We start from the raw sequence: 16,918 nt of genomic DNA on the forward strand, positions 1-16,918 counted from the left end.
TGCTCTTTCCTTACGAATGTGATGCGCTTTTTGTGAAAAGCTCCGCCAACGCTTGCGCGCTTTGTGCCCAGGTCAAGAAAGGCATGCCCTCGGACGAAGGCGCCCGTCCGATGTCTTTAAGCTCTAACCAGGCCTTGATTTCAACGGCCAGATCCTGGCCAGTCTCAGCGGAAAAATAATAAGCATGATTGCCCGCGACTTCCCGGAACACAGGAATGTCTCGCGCAATGATAGAAATGCCATGTTGAGCTGCCTCGATCAAAGGTAGACCGAAACCTTCTCCGTATGAGGCGGCGATCAGGCATGAGCACGCGGCGTAAATCTTCTCCAGATATTCGTCGCTAACACCCTCCAGCCAAAACAAGTGACGGCCGAGTGCTCGGTGTCCCTTCAACCGCGAGACCAAATCGTCTACCAACCACCCTTGCTTACCTATCAGGACGAGGTTGACGTGTTCATTTTTTCGCCAAAGCTCCTCGAATGCATCCAGGATCTGGGCATGACCTTTGCGCGGCTCCAGCGTCCCGACCATCAAAAAAGACGGAGATTTTCGCAGCTTCGCGAGCAGACCTGGGGCGTCGGCAGGGACTCCCGTCGAAGCAATCGAATTTTGAATATCCGCACCCAAGTGGAACCAGTCGATAGCGAAGCGGGATTTGCGTTCTGGAGCATGTTGCCCCATCCATTTGGCAAGATCGCCCGCGACTGACTCGGAAATGCAGAAGGCGCCGTCGCTTTCAGCGACGACCTCCAGCCACTCACCAAACATTTCAGCGAGGCCGGGTGCAAAATACTGAGGCAGAAATATGCACAGGAGGTCATACACGACAAACTTGACTTGCACACCCTGAAACCTGAGCTTCTGGTAAAACATCCGTTGCGCAGACGCGAGATGTGCCGTCAGGTCCAAGCCAAGAAGGACGTCTCCAGGCCCGTAGTCGATAGGCGCGTCTTGCAGCCACGCATCTTCAAATCCCATCAGCTGCGCCGTAAAGCGCCGTGCATAGGCATAGGACTGCGTAGTTGTCGCATAGACCGGTTCTACCCTGAAACCCTCGGGCGGATTCGTCAACCATTCTTTGACCAGGCTGCGGACCACGCGCTGGATGCCGGTTTTCGCATCGTGCTGAACAAGCACCGAAATATCCACCAGAAGCTGCCGCCTGCCATTGCGCGGCGTAACATTCTTGGCCATGGCCGCCGCGGCTTGCTGCAATTGCCCGTCATCCGCCGCCCCTGCCTGCGTCGCAATCGCGCGCGCCAGTAGCCCGGGATGAGACGATCCCGCCTTATGGAACCGCTCTATCGCATCCCGATACTGCTTGGCGCACAAAGCTGGAGAATGGCGATCCAAAATGATCTGCCTTGCGATACGCCCCATGTTCGTACGCAACCCGACATCGGAACGCAAGGTGGTGAGAGCTTCTATGAGTTGCTGCTCAGTAAACGTGTCTGGCAATTTCCAGACGGCGCCCTCGTCGAGATCGGCCATGCTGCCATTGGCATTGACAATGACAGCCTTACCGTAATTCATACAATCGAGCACAGCTGCGGAAGTTTCACCTCTAGACAGCGTTCGGAGCTGCACACCGACATCGGCGGCCGCCAGATACTGACGGAAGACCGAAATATCCGCCCATCCCGTAATCCGCACATTGGCATTCGAACCGAGTTCACGTATCAGGCGAGACACCTCCTGCCCATACTGCGCCGGATCATTCTCGCCAACAAAAACCAGATGACAAGTCGAGTCCCTCGCCAACGGCGAAGAAGACCAAGCCCTCAGCAGTTGAAGGTTCAGCTTTGTTGGGCCCAACAGTCCAAAGGCGCAGACCAGGTAGTCATTTTCTCCAATACCAAGTGCTGCGCGCGCGGCAGCCTTGTCGATATCGACATCGACGGCACGCATAAGCGGAATCTCGACCCAGTCTTCGACGTCGCCGCCATACCATCGCATGGCTTGGCGTTTCGAATTATCGGAGTGGACAATCAAACCCAGGCTCTGCTGAATGACACCCAAGCTGCACGGGTACTTCCAGACGACATCGGCAGTATCCGCTGTTTGATGGCGCTCCGCCAAACCCGCGTAGCCGTGATTCTCATACAACGCCTGCGACCAGCAGCCCGGAAACCATCCCTGGACGTCCATATCCGCGACAACGGCCGACAAGAAAAAATCATGCAGAACCACCACTCCAGGTATGACATCCAGGAGCGGGAACATATAACGATGGAATGGTGAATTACCAAAGTGGTAAACCACTCGATCATATTGATCGGCATTCTCCAGAAACCACTGATGAGACCTCACCGTCACCCCGTTGTACTGGGGATTTCCTGCAGTGTCCGGGTCAACGATCACATCGATGTCGTAAAACTGCCCGAGTTCGGGCAGCAACTCTGCACTATAGTCTGCGATGCCCGTACGGGCAGGGGGCAACGGAGAGACATAAGCCAGCTTTAGGCGCCGCGACTCGCTTTGAGACGCCGGCTGCTTACCCTGGATATGCCATTGCTCCATGGCCGTAATCGTACGCCGTGCGCTTTCGTCCCACGAAAACCGACGCGACTGCTCTTTCCCGTGCTGCACGAGTGCCTCACGAAAGACAGCATCAGTCAGGCCACGCTGTATCGCCTCTGCAATGGCCACGTCGGAATGCGGATCGAATAAAGCGTCATCCCAACCGATGACTTCCGGCAAACTGGATGTATTGGCGCCGATGACGGGAGCCCCGCAGCGCATAGCCTCCAATGCGGGTAAGCCAAAACCTTCGTGCCACGATGGGAACACGAACAACTTGCACAGGTTGTAAAGAAACAGCAGATCTTCGTCCGGCACGAAGCCGGTGAGCACGACCTCCCCTTTACCTAGGCCTTGTTGCTGCGCCAGGCGCTCGAGTTCTTGCCGACTAGCAGGCTGGACCGAGCACACGATCGCCAGCTGGTGGCCGCGTCGCACTTCTTCAGGCAGGAGCGCATAGGCTCGAATCAAGCCCTCCACGTTCTTGCGGTGATCAATGCCACCCGTGTAGAGCACATACGGTTTCGTCAGTCCGTATTGCTTGCGTAAGGCCGATTCCCGTTCCGGGGAAACATCAATGGCCTGAAATGAATCATCGGCATCGGTGCCGATATTGACCGACCAATCCGCCGATAGCCCCAAATGCGCAATGCCTTCCTGTCGCGAGGACTCCGAAATGCCGAGCAGCAGATCAGTCCGGCGCAAATGCCCGATTTTCTGCAGATACCATGACTTAACAACCGGATTTTGAAGATACGGGTCGGGATTGATATACGGAATCAGATCATAAAGCGTGACGGCAACCGGAATTTCGTGTTGCAAGCGATGGACGCTGGTTACCGCATCATCTTCAAGCCCTTCGAACAAGCTTGTGACATAAATGAAGTCAGGCTTCAATGCACACAGGAAAGACTCAAACGTCAGTTCTGCGGTATGCCGCCGCCAATCGTTGGAATGCTCGACATGCGCCACAGGTGCGGCGGCGTGCCAGACCCGAATGTTCTCGAACGGCAGCAGCTCCGCAAAAGCCTCGCGAACAGGTTCGATCGTCTCCGGGAACAAGCCGCTAAGTGCCAGAACAATTTCGTGGCCCCTGCGATTGCGCACCAGCGCTTTGGCAATGGCCTGGCTATAGCGGCCAATGCCTCGATTGCGCGAACCCGTGCTCTGCGCACCCTGCATATCGATAACAATCCGCATCAAGCCTCTTCCTTCTTTTTGTAGCTCTTCGCCGCAAAAGCCAATGCGGCATGGACATGTTGTGCACGCGGGCTCAATCCCTCTGGCGACATAGCATGCCGGGCGTGATTGGGATACGGACGCACGGAGCCCGCAACAATGGGAATCAATCGTTGCTTGACGCCGGGAACCCGATCAAGTGCGAATACGGAGAGCCGCCTGAACCAGGGATGGCTTTCCCCGAACTTTGCGGCATGCTGGATGGAGCGCCTAATTGCGATCTTGCCAACTGATTTCCCTTGCCCTTTTAGCATGAGCCCCACGATTCGAACCGGCCTGGTAATTCGCCAGGACGTGCTTGCATAGACCTCGTGCAATTGTGTGTGCGCTTGATGAAGCATGGCCTCGGCCTGCTGAAGTCGTGCTTGCATTTCCAGCACCCGGCTTTCGACCTCTTTGCGCTGTGCATCGGCAAGCTGGTATCGCTCCAGGGAGTGCTGATATTGCTCCTCAAAATGCTGGTATCGTTCCTCGGAGCGCTGGTATCGCTCCACGGAGCGCTGGTATCGTTCTTCGGACCGCTGGTATCGTTCCTCGGAGCGTTGGCATCGCTCCTCAAAGTGCCGGTATTGCTCCTCGGCGATCTGCAACTGCTCCGTCACCGAATGAAGCCGGTCAGTCAGCCTGCCCCACTGATATTCGGATTGCTGCATCGCGTCCTCCGCCGTCTTCAGTCTTGCCTCTACAAGAGCAACACTCGTCGCAAGCCGTGCTTCATATCGACGCGCCAAGGCATCGATCGTAAGTCCGTAGTCGACGTCGAATGCGGCGTCAAATTCGCCATGGGTTGAGCCGACGTCCTTTTGCGCGACAATTGCATAGTCCGGGCTCACGCCTTCGAGGATATTCAGAAAGTGAATCTCCGCCTTTGGATCGCTTAGCCCAGCGGGCTCCTGCAGGCGCACGACCTTGACACGATCAAACCCCGCATATTCTGCGACGAAAGAAAGCAACAGCGGCGGAACCGGCTTCTGGTGCGATGGATCGACGTAGAAGTTACAGGTCGCGACAGAGATGTTTTCTGGATTCGGCGTCTCGAGAATAAGAAGGCCACCGGGCTTCAACACGCGCAGAGCTTCGGTTACGAGCCTCTTCAATTGCTCGAAACTCACGTGTTCGACGACATGAAAGGCCGAAATCAATGCATGGCTACCTGATTCGAGCGTCGCGAGATGCTCGATCGCATCACCCTGAAACACTGACAGGTTTCGCTCCCGGCAGGCTTCGAGCATATCGGCGTCGAGATCGAAACCCGTCGCGGCAAAACCGGCCTCGCCCATGAGCTCAAGCCACTCGCCGCGGCCACAGCCGACATCGAATGTCTTCGCCCCTGGGTATAACGCCGCCAGCGGTTGAACGAACGGCGAGTACTTCCTCAATCGACCTTTAATCAGATCTCTTGAGCCGCGATGGCGATCTTCAAACGCACGATAAAAGCTATCCACTACGGCAAACTCCTCACCGTCGTCCGTAGCCAGGCTACGCCGACAAAATCTTCCACTTTCATATTGACGACGTTGAACATCAACACCCGGTCACGCCATTCGTAGTTGTTGGCGAGATGGATATCTCCGGTATGCAACGCCACAGCGACCGAATAACTACCCACACCAATGTTGGCCGTGAAGTCGAAATACAACTCCACCGTCTGCCCTTGGGCCAGATCGATCAGCACCTGCTTCAGGTGATAGGTATTCGTCCCAAACACCGTCTGCCCAAGGCGGTCCTTGATCATGTACCCGACCACCAGTTCGGGGATCGCATGCACGCACTTGACCTTGACGCGCAACGCGACTGGCTGCCCGACGCCGACAACTTCGATGGGTTGACCGGACTCGTCCAGCAACGCGACTTCGTCGATCACGGCCTCGCCCGTACCGGAAATGGTCTGCACCGCTCCGTCGTCAGAGGTTTCCTGCTTGACGGAGTGATTAGCGCGATCAGCCAACATCGCGTTGTAGTAATCCATGACCTCTTCGGGGGGCCCCTCGATCTCCAGCCTCCCGGCATTCAGCAGAATTGCACGATCGCATATTGCCTGAATCGCCGCCTTGTCATGCGCCACGATCAAGAGTGTCGTGCCTTGCTTGCGAAACTCCCGGATGCGGTCGAAGCTCTTGTGCTGGAAATAGGCGTCGCCGACCGAAAGCGCTTCGTCGACGATCAGCACATCCGGGCGGCGGGCGGTCGCGACGCTGAATGCGAGACGCATCTGCATGCCGCTCGAATACACGCGCACGGGCTGGTCGATGTACTCGCCGATTTCCGCGAATGCCTCGATCTCAGGCATCAGCGCGAGAAGTTCGTCAACGCCAAGACCAAGCAGCTGGCCGGCCATCATAACGTTCTGACGCCCGGTGAAGTCGGGATGAAACCCCATCCCCAGTTCCAGCAACGCGGCGACGCGCCCCGTCATGGTCACGCTACCGATCGTCGGCTGCGTGGTTCCAACGATCATCTTCAACAACGTGCTCTTGCCTGCACCGTTGATACCGATGATGCCGAGCGCCTCGCCGGATCGGACGGAGAAGTTCACGTCCCGCAGCACCCAGTGCGGCGTATGATGCATTTTGTTGCGCGGGTCGATCCACTCGATAAGGCGCGACCAGCGCGTCGGGTATTGCTTGTATGCCTTGCCGAGATTGGTAACGGTAATGGTGCCCATCAGAGTTCATCCACCATTTCGCCCACATGTTTGCGGAACAAGCTGAAGCCGGCCAGGCACAGCAGAACGCCCAATAGTGTAACCAGCCACAACTGCGGCCATTCCGGCCAACGGCCTTGAACCATCACGACCTGGAAAGCTTCGATCAATGGTGCCATTGGGTTGAATTGCATGCCTGTCTGGACGCGCTTGGGCAGAATGTTGATGGCATAGACGATCGGCGTCAGCCAGAACCAGAAATTCAGCGCGATGCCGAAGAACTGTCCGACGTCACGGAAAAATACGTTCAGTACCCCTAGCGTAATGCCGAGTCCGATGGCGAACAGCATCAGCAGCAGCAGCAAGGGAACGATGGCCAGGTACGTCAACCCGGGGAAATTGCCGGTGATAAGCACGAAGACGGTGAACAAGCCGAAGACGATCGCAAAATTGACCAGCGCATTGACCACGACGATCACCGGCAGACAGAGCCGGGGAAAGCTCAACTTCTTTAGCAAGTTGGCGTTCTCGATGAACGTATTCTGTGCGCGACTGACGATCTCGACGAACATGCCCCATGGCAGCACACCGGCACACAAGTGGATGCTGTAGGCAAACGTGCTATCTACACCCGGCAACCGGGCGTGCATCACCTGGGAAAAAATCACCGTATAGACGACGATCATCGCAAGCGGATTGAGTACCGTCCATGCCGCACCCAGCAGCGAGTTGCGGTATTTGGACTGAAACTCCCGCTTGACGCTTCCCAGAATGAACCCGCGGTAGGCCCAAAGAGCTCGTAGCATTCCCTGCATCAAGCCCGCCCGTAGACGTCCTGGAAGCGAACGATGTCGTCTTCCCCCAGGTACTCCCCGCTCTGAACCTCGATCATCACGAGGTCCAGTACGCCCGGGTTCTCGAGGCGATGCTTGTGCCCGGCAGGAATGTAAGTCGACTCGTTTGTGCGAACGAAGATTTCCTTATCGCCATTGACGACCTTCGCCATCCCGCACACGACGATCCAGTGCTCGCTGCGATGGTGATGCATCTGCAGGCTCAGGCTCGCGCCCGGCTTGACCTCGATGCGCTTGATCTTGAAGCGGGGGCCTTCTTCCAGCACCGTGTAGGTGCCCCACGGACGGCTAACGGTCCGATGAAGTTTGTAAGCGTCGTGATTTTGCTTCTTGAGGCAAGCCACCACCTGCTTGACATCCTGCGCACGATCAGGATGCGCAACCAGCAAGGCATCGGGCGTATCGATGATCATGAGGTCAGCCACGCCCACGGCCGCCACCAGGCGATCCGGGCTTTGCACGTACGTATTGTGAGTATCGACGAAGATTGCGTCGCCGACGGCACGGTTACTGTCCTGGTCCGGAGCGACCAGATCGCGAATCGCGCCCCACGAGCCGATGTCGCTCCAACCGAAGGTGGACGGCACCACCGCCACGTTAGACGAGCGCTCCATCACCGCGTAGTCGATCGAAATGTCGGGAACCGCCTGGAACGACTCGGCGGGAATTTCGAGCATCTGCGCCGACGGCATGCTGGCCTGCAACGCAGCCCAGCATGCCTCCGTTGCCTGTGCAACGTCAGCGGCAGAACGAGCCAGCTCGTCCAGAATGACGCCCGCCTTGAAACAGAACATCCCCGAGTTCCACAGGTAGTTGCCCGCAGCAACGTATTCGGCGGCCTTCACCGCGTCCGGCTTTTCGACGAAGCGCAGCGCAATACGGCCATCTCCGATTTTCTCGCCTGCCTCGATATAGCCGAAGCCGGTGTCCGGGCTCGTCGGTACGATGCCGAAAGTCACCAGTTTGCCCCGATTCGCCAGTTCGACTGCGCTCGCAACGGAAGCGACAAAGCCCTCCTGGTCCTGAACCAGATGATCGGCCGCAAGAACCAGCATCAGCGCATCTCGCCCGTACTTTTCCGCCACATAACGCGCCGCCATTGCCACAGCAGGCGCCGTGTTTCGGCCTGTTGGCTCGAGCATGAACGTGCCGGACTGCAGTTCGCCAAGTTTCGCGTTGGCGAACTCGTCCTTGCTCATGAAGTAGTAGTCGCGATTGGTTACCGTCAGGATCTCGCCGCGTTGCGATTGCACATTGCCGCCGACCACCGCCGCCGCGCGACGGTACGTTTTCAGGAGCAGGCTCTCGCCATCGGCGAGCTTCATGAACGGCTTCGGATGCCCTTCACGGGAAACCGGCCAAAGTCGGGTGCCGGCACCACCGGACAAGATGACGGGGATTAACATCACATTCACTCCAGATTCAGTATCCGCGTGCGAAGGAGGCCCCTCCGCCACTTATATTGATATTGATGAACCGCCAATTTAACGTCGGCAAGCCAAACCGGGCTGGGCACGAATTATATCCGGCGAACTACCGCCGCCCGCGACGGGACGTAATGTTCGCCCTGCCCGTGAAGCCCGGTTGACAACGACCTGTCACGACTGAAAGTAAATACTTACCTGACGATTACTTCAACTTCGCTAAAGGCCCTTGAATCGCTGTCGTCGAACCACGCGACACCTTCCTGAACCAGGGTCACCCGCAGAACATATCGCCCACTGCTCGATGGCGCCACGATGAACGCCTGCATTTCCCGCTCGTCGCCCGGCAGCAGCGATCCGTGCAGGCTTGTTCGCTCTCCGTCGAATACCACGGTCCGGCGATCGTCCGCATCTATCCAGTGATAGGCAACGTACACCGGATTGGGCGTTCGACTGGCAACCTGGTAGTGCGTCGGGTTGCGCAATCCGACCTGGACGAAGAACTGCTCATTGGCAGCCACGCTCGACGGCGCCGAAAGCACGGTCACGCCGATTTGCGTTCGGGCTTGTTCGGCAACAGGCTCGAGCCACGACTTCTTGACCGATGCCTCCGATCGATAACGCTCCATCAACAGCGAGCTCATCATCTCGCCCATGCGCTCCTCGAAGAGCTGGCAAGCCCAAACATACAATTCTTGATCGAGCGCTGTCAGTTCGCGAATTGCTTCGACCTCTGCCGCCGACAACGTGTCAATTCCTGATCGATTCGACGAGGTATTCAATCTGGGTACGCAGAAGTTCGGAAAAAACCTCAGTTCGTGCGCAAGAAGACTCATTGAATCGCGCATTCGCTCGGTGATACCGAAAAACGCAAATGATTCAAGCCTTTTTTTCGCGAGGTCCAGCAATTTTCGATCGTTTCCACGTGCCGCCAATTCCTTGACGGCCACGCGTCCGTAACCAACCGGATCGCGAGACAGTTTTTGATAGTCAAGGTCCGCCGCCAGAAACAGCGTCTGCGTATTGACGATATCCCAGTTCGTCTCCGCATCCCGAACGAAATCCAGCAGCGACCATCGCCCGGTTTTCATTTGCTCGTGCCTGTACGCGTTTTCGTCTCGCATAGCATGCAGGTACCACGAAACGGTGCGCTGCACCGGATCGCGCAGCATCGTGATATAGGTCAGGCTTTGCCCAATATACGAGCCCAAGCCGTGCCAAAGATGCCCGCGAAACAGTCTGTACCGCTCCATCGATTCCAGCGGGAGCTCGAACAGGTCCGGGAGCAATTGCGCCGGACAGATCTCTTCCTGAGCGAACTGATCGTCCAGGAAGGAGATAAGCGAAGTTCCCCCCGTTTTCGGAATATGGAGGTAGTAAAGAGGATCCGTCATTCAGCTAGTCATGTTCATAAAACTTCGAGATTTCGAGCGCAACGCTCGCAACCACGCTTCCCAGGCTACTCACCCAAACACAGCCGCATCGCATCGCCCCAATCGGGCATCTGCAAACCGAACACCTCGGCCAGCTTGTCCAGCGACATTCTGGAATTTGCCGGCCGCTTCGCTGGCGTCGGATAGTCGCTCGAGGGAATCGGAACGACCGTCGGCGCGTGCGAACCCATCGCGGTCGCGAATATCGCTTCTGCAAAGCCATGCCAGGACGTGGCGCCGGCCGACGACAGATGGTAGACGCCGGAACGACGCGCCCACCAGTCCTTGTCATTCGCCGCGGCACCTTGTGCGACGATATGCGACGTAGCGGCGGCAATCGTCTTCGCCCAGGTCGGCGCGCCAATCTGATCCGCAACAACTCGCAATTCCGTTCGCTCGCTGCCAAGCTTCAGCATGGTTTGCAAGAAATTCTTGCCGCGTCGGCCATACACCCAGCTCGTACGCAGGATCAAGTGAGGGCATCCTGCCGCTGCAATCGCACGCTCGCCTTCGAGCTTCGTTTGCCCGTACACGTTCTGCGGATTCGTAGCGTCAGATTCAACGTACGCGCCCGATTTCGTACCGTCGTACACGTAATCGGTCGAATAGTGAATCAGTGCGCCGCCGCCAAGCGCGGCCTCTTCCGCGAAAACGCGCGGCACGTCGACATTCAAACGTCGCGCAGCCTCGACATCGGTCTCGGCCTTGTCCACCGCTGTATAGGCAGCGGGATTCACGATCAGCGACGGCTTCAGCTCCCGCACGAAGGCTCGCACGCGCTCGAGATCGGACAAATCGAGCATGGACCTGTCGCACGGAACCACTCGGCCGAGCCCTTGGAGCGAGCGCAACAATTCGAACCCAACCTGGCCGTTCACACCCGTAACGAGGATCGTCAATTCCCGACTCATATCCGCCTCAAGCGTAGACTTCAGCGACGCCCAGACGCACACCCGCAGCGTCCTTCGCCGCCAGCAAGGGTTCGCGCTCTATCGGCCAGTCGATCCCGATCTCCGCATCGTTCCAGACGATGGTGCGCTCGTGCTCCGGATACCAGTAGTCGGTCGTCTTGTACAGAAACTGCGCGGACTCCGACAACACGAGAAAGCCGTGTGCAAATCCGGGCGGCACCCATAATTGCCGGTGATTGTCGACCGACAGGTTCACGCCGACCCACTTGCCGAAACGCGGCGAGCTTTTGCGAATGTCGACCACCACGTCAAACACTTCACCCTCGACCACGCGCACGAGTTTTCCCTGCGCATGAGCGATCTGATAATGCAGTCCGCGCAGCACCCCCCTCGATGAACGCGAGTGATTGTCCTGTACGAACTCGACACCCTTCTCCACGTGCTCGGCAAACTCGCGCGCGTTGAAGCTCTCGTAAAAGAACCCGCGCGCGTCGCCGAACACCTTCGGCTCGATGATCTTGACTTCGGGCAATGCCGTAGCCGTTACCTGGATAGCCATGCGACCTGATTGGTGAGAATGTTCTGGAGGTACTGTCCGTAGCTGTTCTTCGCCAGCGGTTTTGCAAGCTTCAGCACCTGCTCTGCATCGATCCATTGCCTGCGATAGGCGATCTCTTCGGGACAGGCGACCACGAGGCCCTGGCGCTTCTGCAGCGTGGCGATGAACGTCGCCGCCTCGATCAGCGAATCGTGTGTGCCGGTATCGAGCCAGGCATACCCACGCCCCATGATCTCCACATCGAGTGTGCCGTCGGCGAGATAGCGCGAGTTCACATCGGTAATTTCGAGCTCGCCGCGCGCCGACGGCTTGATGTCGGCCGCGATGTCGCACACGCGATTGTCGTAGAAGTACAGCCCTGTGACCGCATAGTTCGAGCGCGGCTTTGCGGGCTTTTCTTCGATCGACAGCGCACGGAACGATTGATCGAATTCGACGACGCCATAACGCTCGGGATCGTGCACGTGATAGGCGAACACCGTCGCGCCGGTCTCTTGCGCGCAGGCGCGCTCGAGCTGCTTTGCGAGGTCGTGACCGTAGAAGATGTTGTCGCCAAGGATGAGCGCAGAGGGATCGTTGCCGACGAAATCCTTGCCGATGATGAACGCCTGGGCGAGTCCGTCGGGCGAGGGCTGCACTGCATACTGGATGTTCATGCCCCACTGGCCGCCGTCACCGAGCATCGCCTCGAAACGCGGCGTGTCCTGCGGTGTCGAGATGATCAGCACGTCACGAATGCCCGCCATCATCATCGTCGACAGCGGATAGTAGATCATCGGTTTGTCGTACACCGGCAGCAGCTGTTTCGACACGACGTGCGTGATCGGATACAGCCGCGTTCCGGAGCCGCCCGCGAGAATGATGCCTTTACGTGCCATCGCCTTGTCCCTCACCCGCGCTTCGCATAATTCGTCTCGACCCACTTGCGGTAGTCGCCAGACACGACGTCTTCCACCCAGGCCTGATTGTCGAGATACCAGCGGACAGTCTTCGCAAGCCCGGTTTCGAACGTCTCGGCGGGCTTCCAGCCGAGTTCGCGCTCGAGCTTGCGTGCATCGATCGCATAACGGCGATCGTGACCGGGACGATCCGTCACATACGCGATCTGATCGCGGTACGAGCCGACTGGCTTCGGGCGCAATTCGTCTAGCAGGTCGCACAGGGTGTGCACGACTTCGAGATTCTTCTTCTCGTTCCAGCCGCCGACGTTATAGGTTTCGCCAACCTTGCCGCGGGCGAGCACTTCACGGATCGCGCTGCAATGATCGCCCACGTAGAGCCAGTCGCGCACGTTCTGGCCGTCGCCGTATACCGGCAACGACTTGCCGGCCAGCGCATTGGCAATCATCAGCGGAATGAGTTTTTCCGGAAACTGGTACGGGCCGTAGTTGTTCGAGCAGTTCGTCGTCAGCGTAGGCAAGCCATACGTGTGATGGTATGCGCGCACGAGATGGTCGGAACCGGCCTTGGTCGCCGAGTACGGGCTGTTGGGGGCGTACGGCGTGCTTTCGGAGAATTGCGGATCCGTGGCGGAAAGCGAACCGAACACCTCGTCCGTCGAGACGTGCAGGAAACGGAACCTGGCCTTTTCATCTTCGGGTAGAGCGCTCCAGTGCTGGCGTGCCGCCTCGAGCAATGTAAAGGTACCCACGACATTCGTCTGAACGAAGTCGGCCGGACCGTGGATCGAACGATCAACGTGACTCTCGGCAGCGAAATGCAACACCGCGCGCGGCTTGTGCTCGGCGAAGAGCGCATCCAGCGCTGCACGGTCGCAGATGTCCACGCGCGCGAACACATGCTTCGGGTCATCGCGCAGCGATTTCAGCGTCCCAAGATTGCCCGCGTAGGTCAGCTTGTCGACATTCAACACGGCTTCGTCTGATTGACGCAGCCAGTCAAGCACAAAATTGGCACCGATAAAGCCGGCGCCGCCCGTAACCAGAATCATGGAACTCCTGTTTAGCGCGTGGTGAAACTCACTGTTGAGATCCCAGCGCCAGACGCTTCGACGAAGGTTGCACGCGAGATCAGCGTGGGCAGTTACGCGACAAATTTTTTCAAAGATCCACGCCGCATATTCTGGCTCTCATTTTATCCGTAGAGATTATAAGGATCGCCAGCGCGAACGCCACCCCCCTAACATCTTGAAACAGCTTGACAAAATCGTTGGACCGCATATTTCATGCCATGCTGGGGTCAGACCGCTCGAGCTTTAAAGAATTTTCATCACATTTCCGCGATCGCGCGTCGATGCTATTCCTGTGATACCGTCACAGGCTCTTGTTCCACGCCGCACTGCAATCCATCCCAACCCAACGATGCCGCATCTCGCCCCTCTCGCTTTCGGCGACCTTCAGGGTTGCCTCTCCCCTTTTCGCGAGCTGCTCGCCAAGGCCGCGCCCTCGCCGGACACGCCGCTCTGGTTCGCGGGTGACCTGATCAATCGCGGTCCGGCGTCGCTGGAGACGCTGCGCGAGGTAATCGAACTCGGCGATCGCGGCGTGGCGGTGCTGGGCAATCACGACCTGCATCTGCTGTCGGTGTCGGCAGGCATTCGCAAGTCGAAGAAAGACGACACCATCGACGACATCCTGAACGCGCCCGACGCCGAGGACTTGCTGCACTGGGTGCGTCACCGCCCGATCGCGCACTACGACAACGGCATGCTGATGGTGCATGCGGGCGTGCTGCCCCAATGGGACGTCGATCTCACGATGGAACTCGCGCACGAACTCGAAAAGGCGTTGCGCCGCGACAACTGGCGAGAGACGCTGGCGGGCCTCTATGGCAACGAGCCGAACCGCTGGTCCAAAGACCTGAAGGGCATCGACCGGCTGCGCGTGACCTGCAGCGCGCTCACGCGCGTGCGCTTTTGCAATCGCGACGGCATGATGGACTTCAGCACGAGCGGCGGCCTCGATTCCGCGCCGCCGGGCTACATGCCCTGGTTCGACGTGCCCGGCCGCAAAACGGAAGACGTCACCATCGTGTTCGGTCATTGGGCCGCGCTTGGCCTCACGTTGCGCAAGAACCTGATCGGGCTCGACTCGGGCTGCGTTTGGGGCGAGCAACTCTCCGCAGTGCACCTCGTCTCCGACCCGCAGGAGCGCATCCTCACGCAAGTGCCTTGCGAAAGCTGTCGCGCAACGAACGGCTAGCGCCACTCGCGGGCGCGCAGACGCGGCCCGCCTGGCGTCATGTCGCCTGTGCTACTGCCTCCCGGGACGACGCCCCCTCACCCCGCATCACCTCCAGCGCCTGCCCGACCGCTTCCTGCGCACGCGCCGCCAGCTTGCGCCGATCGTCCCCAGCCTCGATCGCCTCGCCCACATAGACATGCGCGGTCAGCGGCCCGGCCTTTAGCATCGCGTCGAGCGACTGCTTGAGCGACACGTCGTCGATATACGCCGGCGCCACCGACTGCCGCCCTTGCGCATCCTCATACAAAATGCACAGCGGCTGCACAGGCCTTCCAGCCGATACCGCCGCCTGGAACATGTTCGCGTGAAACGGCTTGAGCGCGCGGCCGTCCGTCGTCGTGCCTTCAGGAAACACGCACATCAGTTCACCGCGCGTGAGGCGATCGGCCAGTTCGTGCATGATGCGCTTCGCGTCGCTGCGCTTCTCGCGCTCGACGAACACCGTATCGAGGCTCTGCGCGAACCAGCCGATCAGCGGCCAGTTGCGGATCTCCGCCTTCGAGACGAACGGCGTGGGCCGCCACGCGTTGATCACGTAGATGTCGATCCACGAAATGTGATTGCTCACGACGAGCGCGCCCGAGTCGAGCCGTGCCGAGTCGTTGTGCACGACGAGCTTCAGGCCGCACAGTTCGAGCATCTTGAGCGACCATGCACGGTTCATGGCGTGGCGCTGATCGGCGCTGGCACGCGGAAAGCGCAGCGCCACGATGCAGGCGCCGCGCAGCATATGCGCGAGCAGACGGGTCTTGCGGATGAAAAGGCTCATGGTCTACGAATAGCTGAATCGCACGATGCTAGCAGACACACATGACACAAATCTGTCACGCACGCTCGAAGCCACGCTCGTACCCCACCCGCCCCGCCACGAGCGTCGCGCGCACCACAGCGGGAAGTTCGTAGCCGAGGAACGGCGTGTTGTGTCCCTGGCTTTTCAGCGCGCTCGGTTCGACGCGCCAATGCGCATGGGGATCGAACACGCAGAGGTCCGCGCTCGCGCCCACGGCGATGCGCCCCGCCTCGCGCTGCATCACCGCGGCCGGCGCCGACGTCACATGGGCGAGCGCCTTCGCGAGCGGCACGCGCGCTTCCTGCGCCCATTTCACCGTGAGCGAGAGGAACAGTTCGAGGCCCGTCGCCCCCGGCGTCGCTTCGGCGAAAGGCAGGAGCTTTTCGTCGTCGTCCACGGGCGTGTGCTGCGAGCAGATCGCGTCGATCGTGCCGTCGGCAAGGCCCGCGCGAAGCGCCTCGCGATCGCGCTGCTGGCGCAGCGGCGGATCGAGCCGGAACTGCGCGTCGAAATAGCCGATGTCCATGTCGATCAGATGTAGGTGGTTGGCGGTCACGTCGCAGGTCACGGGCAGACCCTCGGCCTTCGCGGCGCGCACGAGCGCCACGCCCGCCGCCGACGATAGATGCTGCACGTGCACTCGCGCGCCCGTCACGCGCATCAGCTCAAAAAGCGTATTAAGCGCGATCGTCTCCGCGCTCACCGGCACGCCCGAGAGGCCAAGGCGCGACGCCAGCGCGCCGCTCGCGGCCACGCCGCCCTTCGAGAGCCAGGCGTCCTGCGGCCGCAGCCACACGGCGTATCCATAGGTGCTCGCATACTGCAGCGCGCGCAGCAGGACCTGGGTATCGGTAATCGGCGCGTCGGCCTGCGTGAAGCCGATGCAACCCGCCTCGGTCAGCGACACCATCTCCGTGATCACCTGCCCCTGCAGGCCCACCGTGAGCGCGCCGAGGGGATGCACGTGCGCACGCGCGAGCTTGCCCGCGCGGTACTTGAGCATCTCGACGAGCCCTGCTTCGTCGAGCACGGGATCGGTGTCGGGCGGGCACACGAGGGCCGTCACGCCGCCCGCGAGCGCCGCGCTCATCTCCGAATCGAGCGTGGCCTTGTGCTCGTAGCCCGGCTCGCGCAGCCGCGCGCTGAGGTCCACGAGACCCGGCGCGACCATGAGCCCGCGCGCGTCGAGCGTTCTGTCTGCCTGGTAGCCCGCGGGCGGCGCACCGATCGCGGCGATCTTGCCCGCTTCGATATACACGTCGTGCTGCTCTTCGGTGCCGGCCGCCGGATCGATCAGCGTGCCGCGTTGAATATGGATCTTCATGCGCTGCCTTGGTTGT

13 protein-coding genes are annotated in these 16,918 nt (G+C 59.4%); 1 reads left to right on the forward strand and 12 read right to left on the reverse strand.

Features of this window, described 5'->3' with window-relative positions; genetic code table 11:
- Positions 1-10: 10 nt before the first annotated feature.
- The 10 genes from VSR34_RS25695 to rfbB all read right to left on the reverse strand — a co-directional run bounded on the left by VSR34_RS25695 (position 11) and on the right by rfbB (position 13,536).
- On the reverse strand, positions 11-3,721 hold the full coding sequence (locus VSR34_RS25695; protein WP_342963920.1) for a glycosyltransferase: 3,711 nt from the start codon (positions 3,719-3,721) through the stop codon (positions 11-13).
- Positions 3,721-5,205 carry a methyltransferase domain-containing protein gene (locus VSR34_RS25700; RefSeq protein WP_342963921.1) on the reverse strand — a complete coding sequence of 495 codons (1,485 nt, stop codon included), beginning with the start codon at positions 5,203-5,205 and terminating at the stop codon, positions 3,721-3,723. The genes VSR34_RS25695 and VSR34_RS25700 overlap by 1 nt, the downstream gene beginning before the upstream one ends.
- The gene (locus VSR34_RS25705; protein ID WP_342963922.1) at positions 5,205-6,425 is read right to left on the reverse strand and encodes an ABC transporter ATP-binding protein; all 1,221 of its coding nucleotides are present in this window, start codon (positions 6,423-6,425) and stop codon (positions 5,205-5,207) included. The genes VSR34_RS25700 and VSR34_RS25705 overlap by 1 nt, the downstream gene beginning before the upstream one ends.
- Positions 6,425-7,219, reverse strand: a complete 795-nt coding sequence (locus VSR34_RS25710) for an ABC transporter permease (RefSeq protein WP_342963923.1) — start codon at positions 7,217-7,219, stop codon at positions 6,425-6,427. Before VSR34_RS25710 ends, VSR34_RS25705 begins: the two co-directional genes overlap by 1 nt.
- A complete protein-coding gene (locus tag VSR34_RS25715; RefSeq protein WP_342963979.1) occupies positions 7,219-8,664 on the reverse strand; it encodes a mannose-1-phosphate guanylyltransferase/mannose-6-phosphate isomerase in 1,446 nt (481 codons plus the stop codon). Before VSR34_RS25715 ends, VSR34_RS25710 begins: the two co-directional genes overlap by 1 nt.
- A gap of 212 nt (positions 8,665-8,876) precedes the next feature.
- Positions 8,877-10,076 (reverse strand): sulfotransferase family 2 domain-containing protein, encoded by a 1,200-nt coding sequence (locus VSR34_RS25720; RefSeq protein ID WP_342963924.1) that lies wholly within the window; start codon positions 10,074-10,076, stop codon positions 8,877-8,879.
- Between the two features lie 65 nt (positions 10,077-10,141).
- Complete coding sequence (rfbD, locus tag VSR34_RS25725; RefSeq protein ID WP_342963980.1) at positions 10,142-11,026, reverse strand: dTDP-4-dehydrorhamnose reductase; 885 nt, start codon at positions 11,024-11,026, stop codon at positions 10,142-10,144.
- A gap of 7 nt (positions 11,027-11,033) precedes the next feature.
- A complete protein-coding gene (gene rfbC / locus VSR34_RS25730) occupies positions 11,034-11,585 on the reverse strand; it encodes a dTDP-4-dehydrorhamnose 3,5-epimerase (protein ID WP_028213173.1) in 552 nt (183 codons plus the stop codon).
- Entirely contained in the window at positions 11,570-12,463 is an 894-nt protein-coding gene (gene rfbA, locus VSR34_RS25735) for a glucose-1-phosphate thymidylyltransferase RfbA (protein ID WP_342963925.1), read from the reverse strand. The genes rfbC and rfbA overlap by 16 nt, the downstream gene beginning before the upstream one ends.
- A gap of 11 nt (positions 12,464-12,474) precedes the next feature.
- A complete protein-coding gene (gene rfbB, locus VSR34_RS25740; RefSeq protein WP_342963926.1) occupies positions 12,475-13,536 on the reverse strand; it encodes a dTDP-glucose 4,6-dehydratase in 1,062 nt (353 codons plus the stop codon).
- A gap of 370 nt (positions 13,537-13,906) precedes the next feature.
- Here rfbB and VSR34_RS25745 point away from each other — a divergent pair, with 370 nt between their 5' ends.
- Positions 13,907-14,746 (forward strand): symmetrical bis(5'-nucleosyl)-tetraphosphatase, encoded by an 840-nt coding sequence (locus tag VSR34_RS25745; RefSeq protein WP_342963927.1) that lies wholly within the window; start codon positions 13,907-13,909, stop codon positions 14,744-14,746.
- A gap of 37 nt (positions 14,747-14,783) precedes the next feature.
- On the opposite strand, the gene VSR34_RS25750 is transcribed toward VSR34_RS25745, so the two are convergent.
- Together VSR34_RS25750 and VSR34_RS25755 are read right to left on the reverse strand one after the other, a co-directional pair.
- Complete coding sequence (locus tag VSR34_RS25750; RefSeq protein WP_342963928.1) at positions 14,784-15,557, reverse strand: lysophospholipid acyltransferase family protein; 774 nt, start codon at positions 15,555-15,557, stop codon at positions 14,784-14,786.
- 55 nt (positions 15,558-15,612) lie between these two features.
- A complete protein-coding gene (locus VSR34_RS25755) occupies positions 15,613-16,902 on the reverse strand; it encodes a dihydroorotase (RefSeq protein WP_342963929.1) in 1,290 nt (429 codons plus the stop codon).
- Positions 16,903-16,918 lie beyond the last annotated feature (16 nt).

Source organism: Paraburkholderia sp. JHI2823 (assembly GCF_038900695.1).
Lineage (GTDB): Bacteria > Pseudomonadota > Gammaproteobacteria > Burkholderiales > Burkholderiaceae > Paraburkholderia > Paraburkholderia mimosarum.

What these genes read in the sequence shown, in the direction of transcription:
- VSR34_RS25695 (WP_342963920.1), bottom strand. Translation starts at nt 3,721, where the DNA reads ATGCGGATTGTTATCGATATGCAGGGTGCGCAGAGCACGGGTTCGCGC.
- VSR34_RS25705 (WP_342963922.1), bottom strand. Translation starts at nt 6,425, where the DNA reads ATGGGCACCATTACCGTTACCAATCTCGGCAAGGCATACAAGCAATAC.
- VSR34_RS25710 (WP_342963923.1), bottom strand. Translation starts at nt 7,219, where the DNA reads ATGCAGGGAATGCTACGAGCTCTTTGGGCCTACCGCGGGTTCATTCTG.
- VSR34_RS25715 (WP_342963979.1), bottom strand. Translation starts at nt 8,664, where the DNA reads ATGTTAATCCCCGTCATCTTGTCCGGTGGTGCCGGCACCCGACTTTGG.
- VSR34_RS25720 (WP_342963924.1), bottom strand. Translation starts at nt 10,076, where the DNA reads ATGACGGATCCTCTTTACTACCTCCATATTCCGAAAACGGGGGGAACT.
- rfbD (WP_342963980.1), bottom strand. Translation starts at nt 11,026, where the DNA reads ATGAGTCGGGAATTGACGATCCTCGTTACGGGTGTGAACGGCCAGGTT.
- rfbC (WP_028213173.1), bottom strand. Translation starts at nt 11,585, where the DNA reads ATGGCTATCCAGGTAACGGCTACGGCATTGCCCGAAGTCAAGATCATC.
- rfbA (WP_342963925.1), bottom strand. Translation starts at nt 12,463, where the DNA reads ATGGCACGTAAAGGCATCATTCTCGCGGGCGGCTCCGGAACGCGGCTG.
- rfbB (WP_342963926.1), bottom strand. Translation starts at nt 13,536, where the DNA reads ATGATTCTGGTTACGGGCGGCGCCGGCTTTATCGGTGCCAATTTTGTG.
- VSR34_RS25745 (WP_342963927.1), top strand. Translation starts at nt 13,907, where the DNA reads ATGCCGCATCTCGCCCCTCTCGCTTTCGGCGACCTTCAGGGTTGCCTC.
- VSR34_RS25750 (WP_342963928.1), bottom strand. Translation starts at nt 15,557, where the DNA reads ATGAGCCTTTTCATCCGCAAGACCCGTCTGCTCGCGCATATGCTGCGC.
- VSR34_RS25755 (WP_342963929.1), bottom strand. Translation starts at nt 16,902, where the DNA reads ATGAAGATCCATATTCAACGCGGCACGCTGATCGATCCGGCGGCCGGC.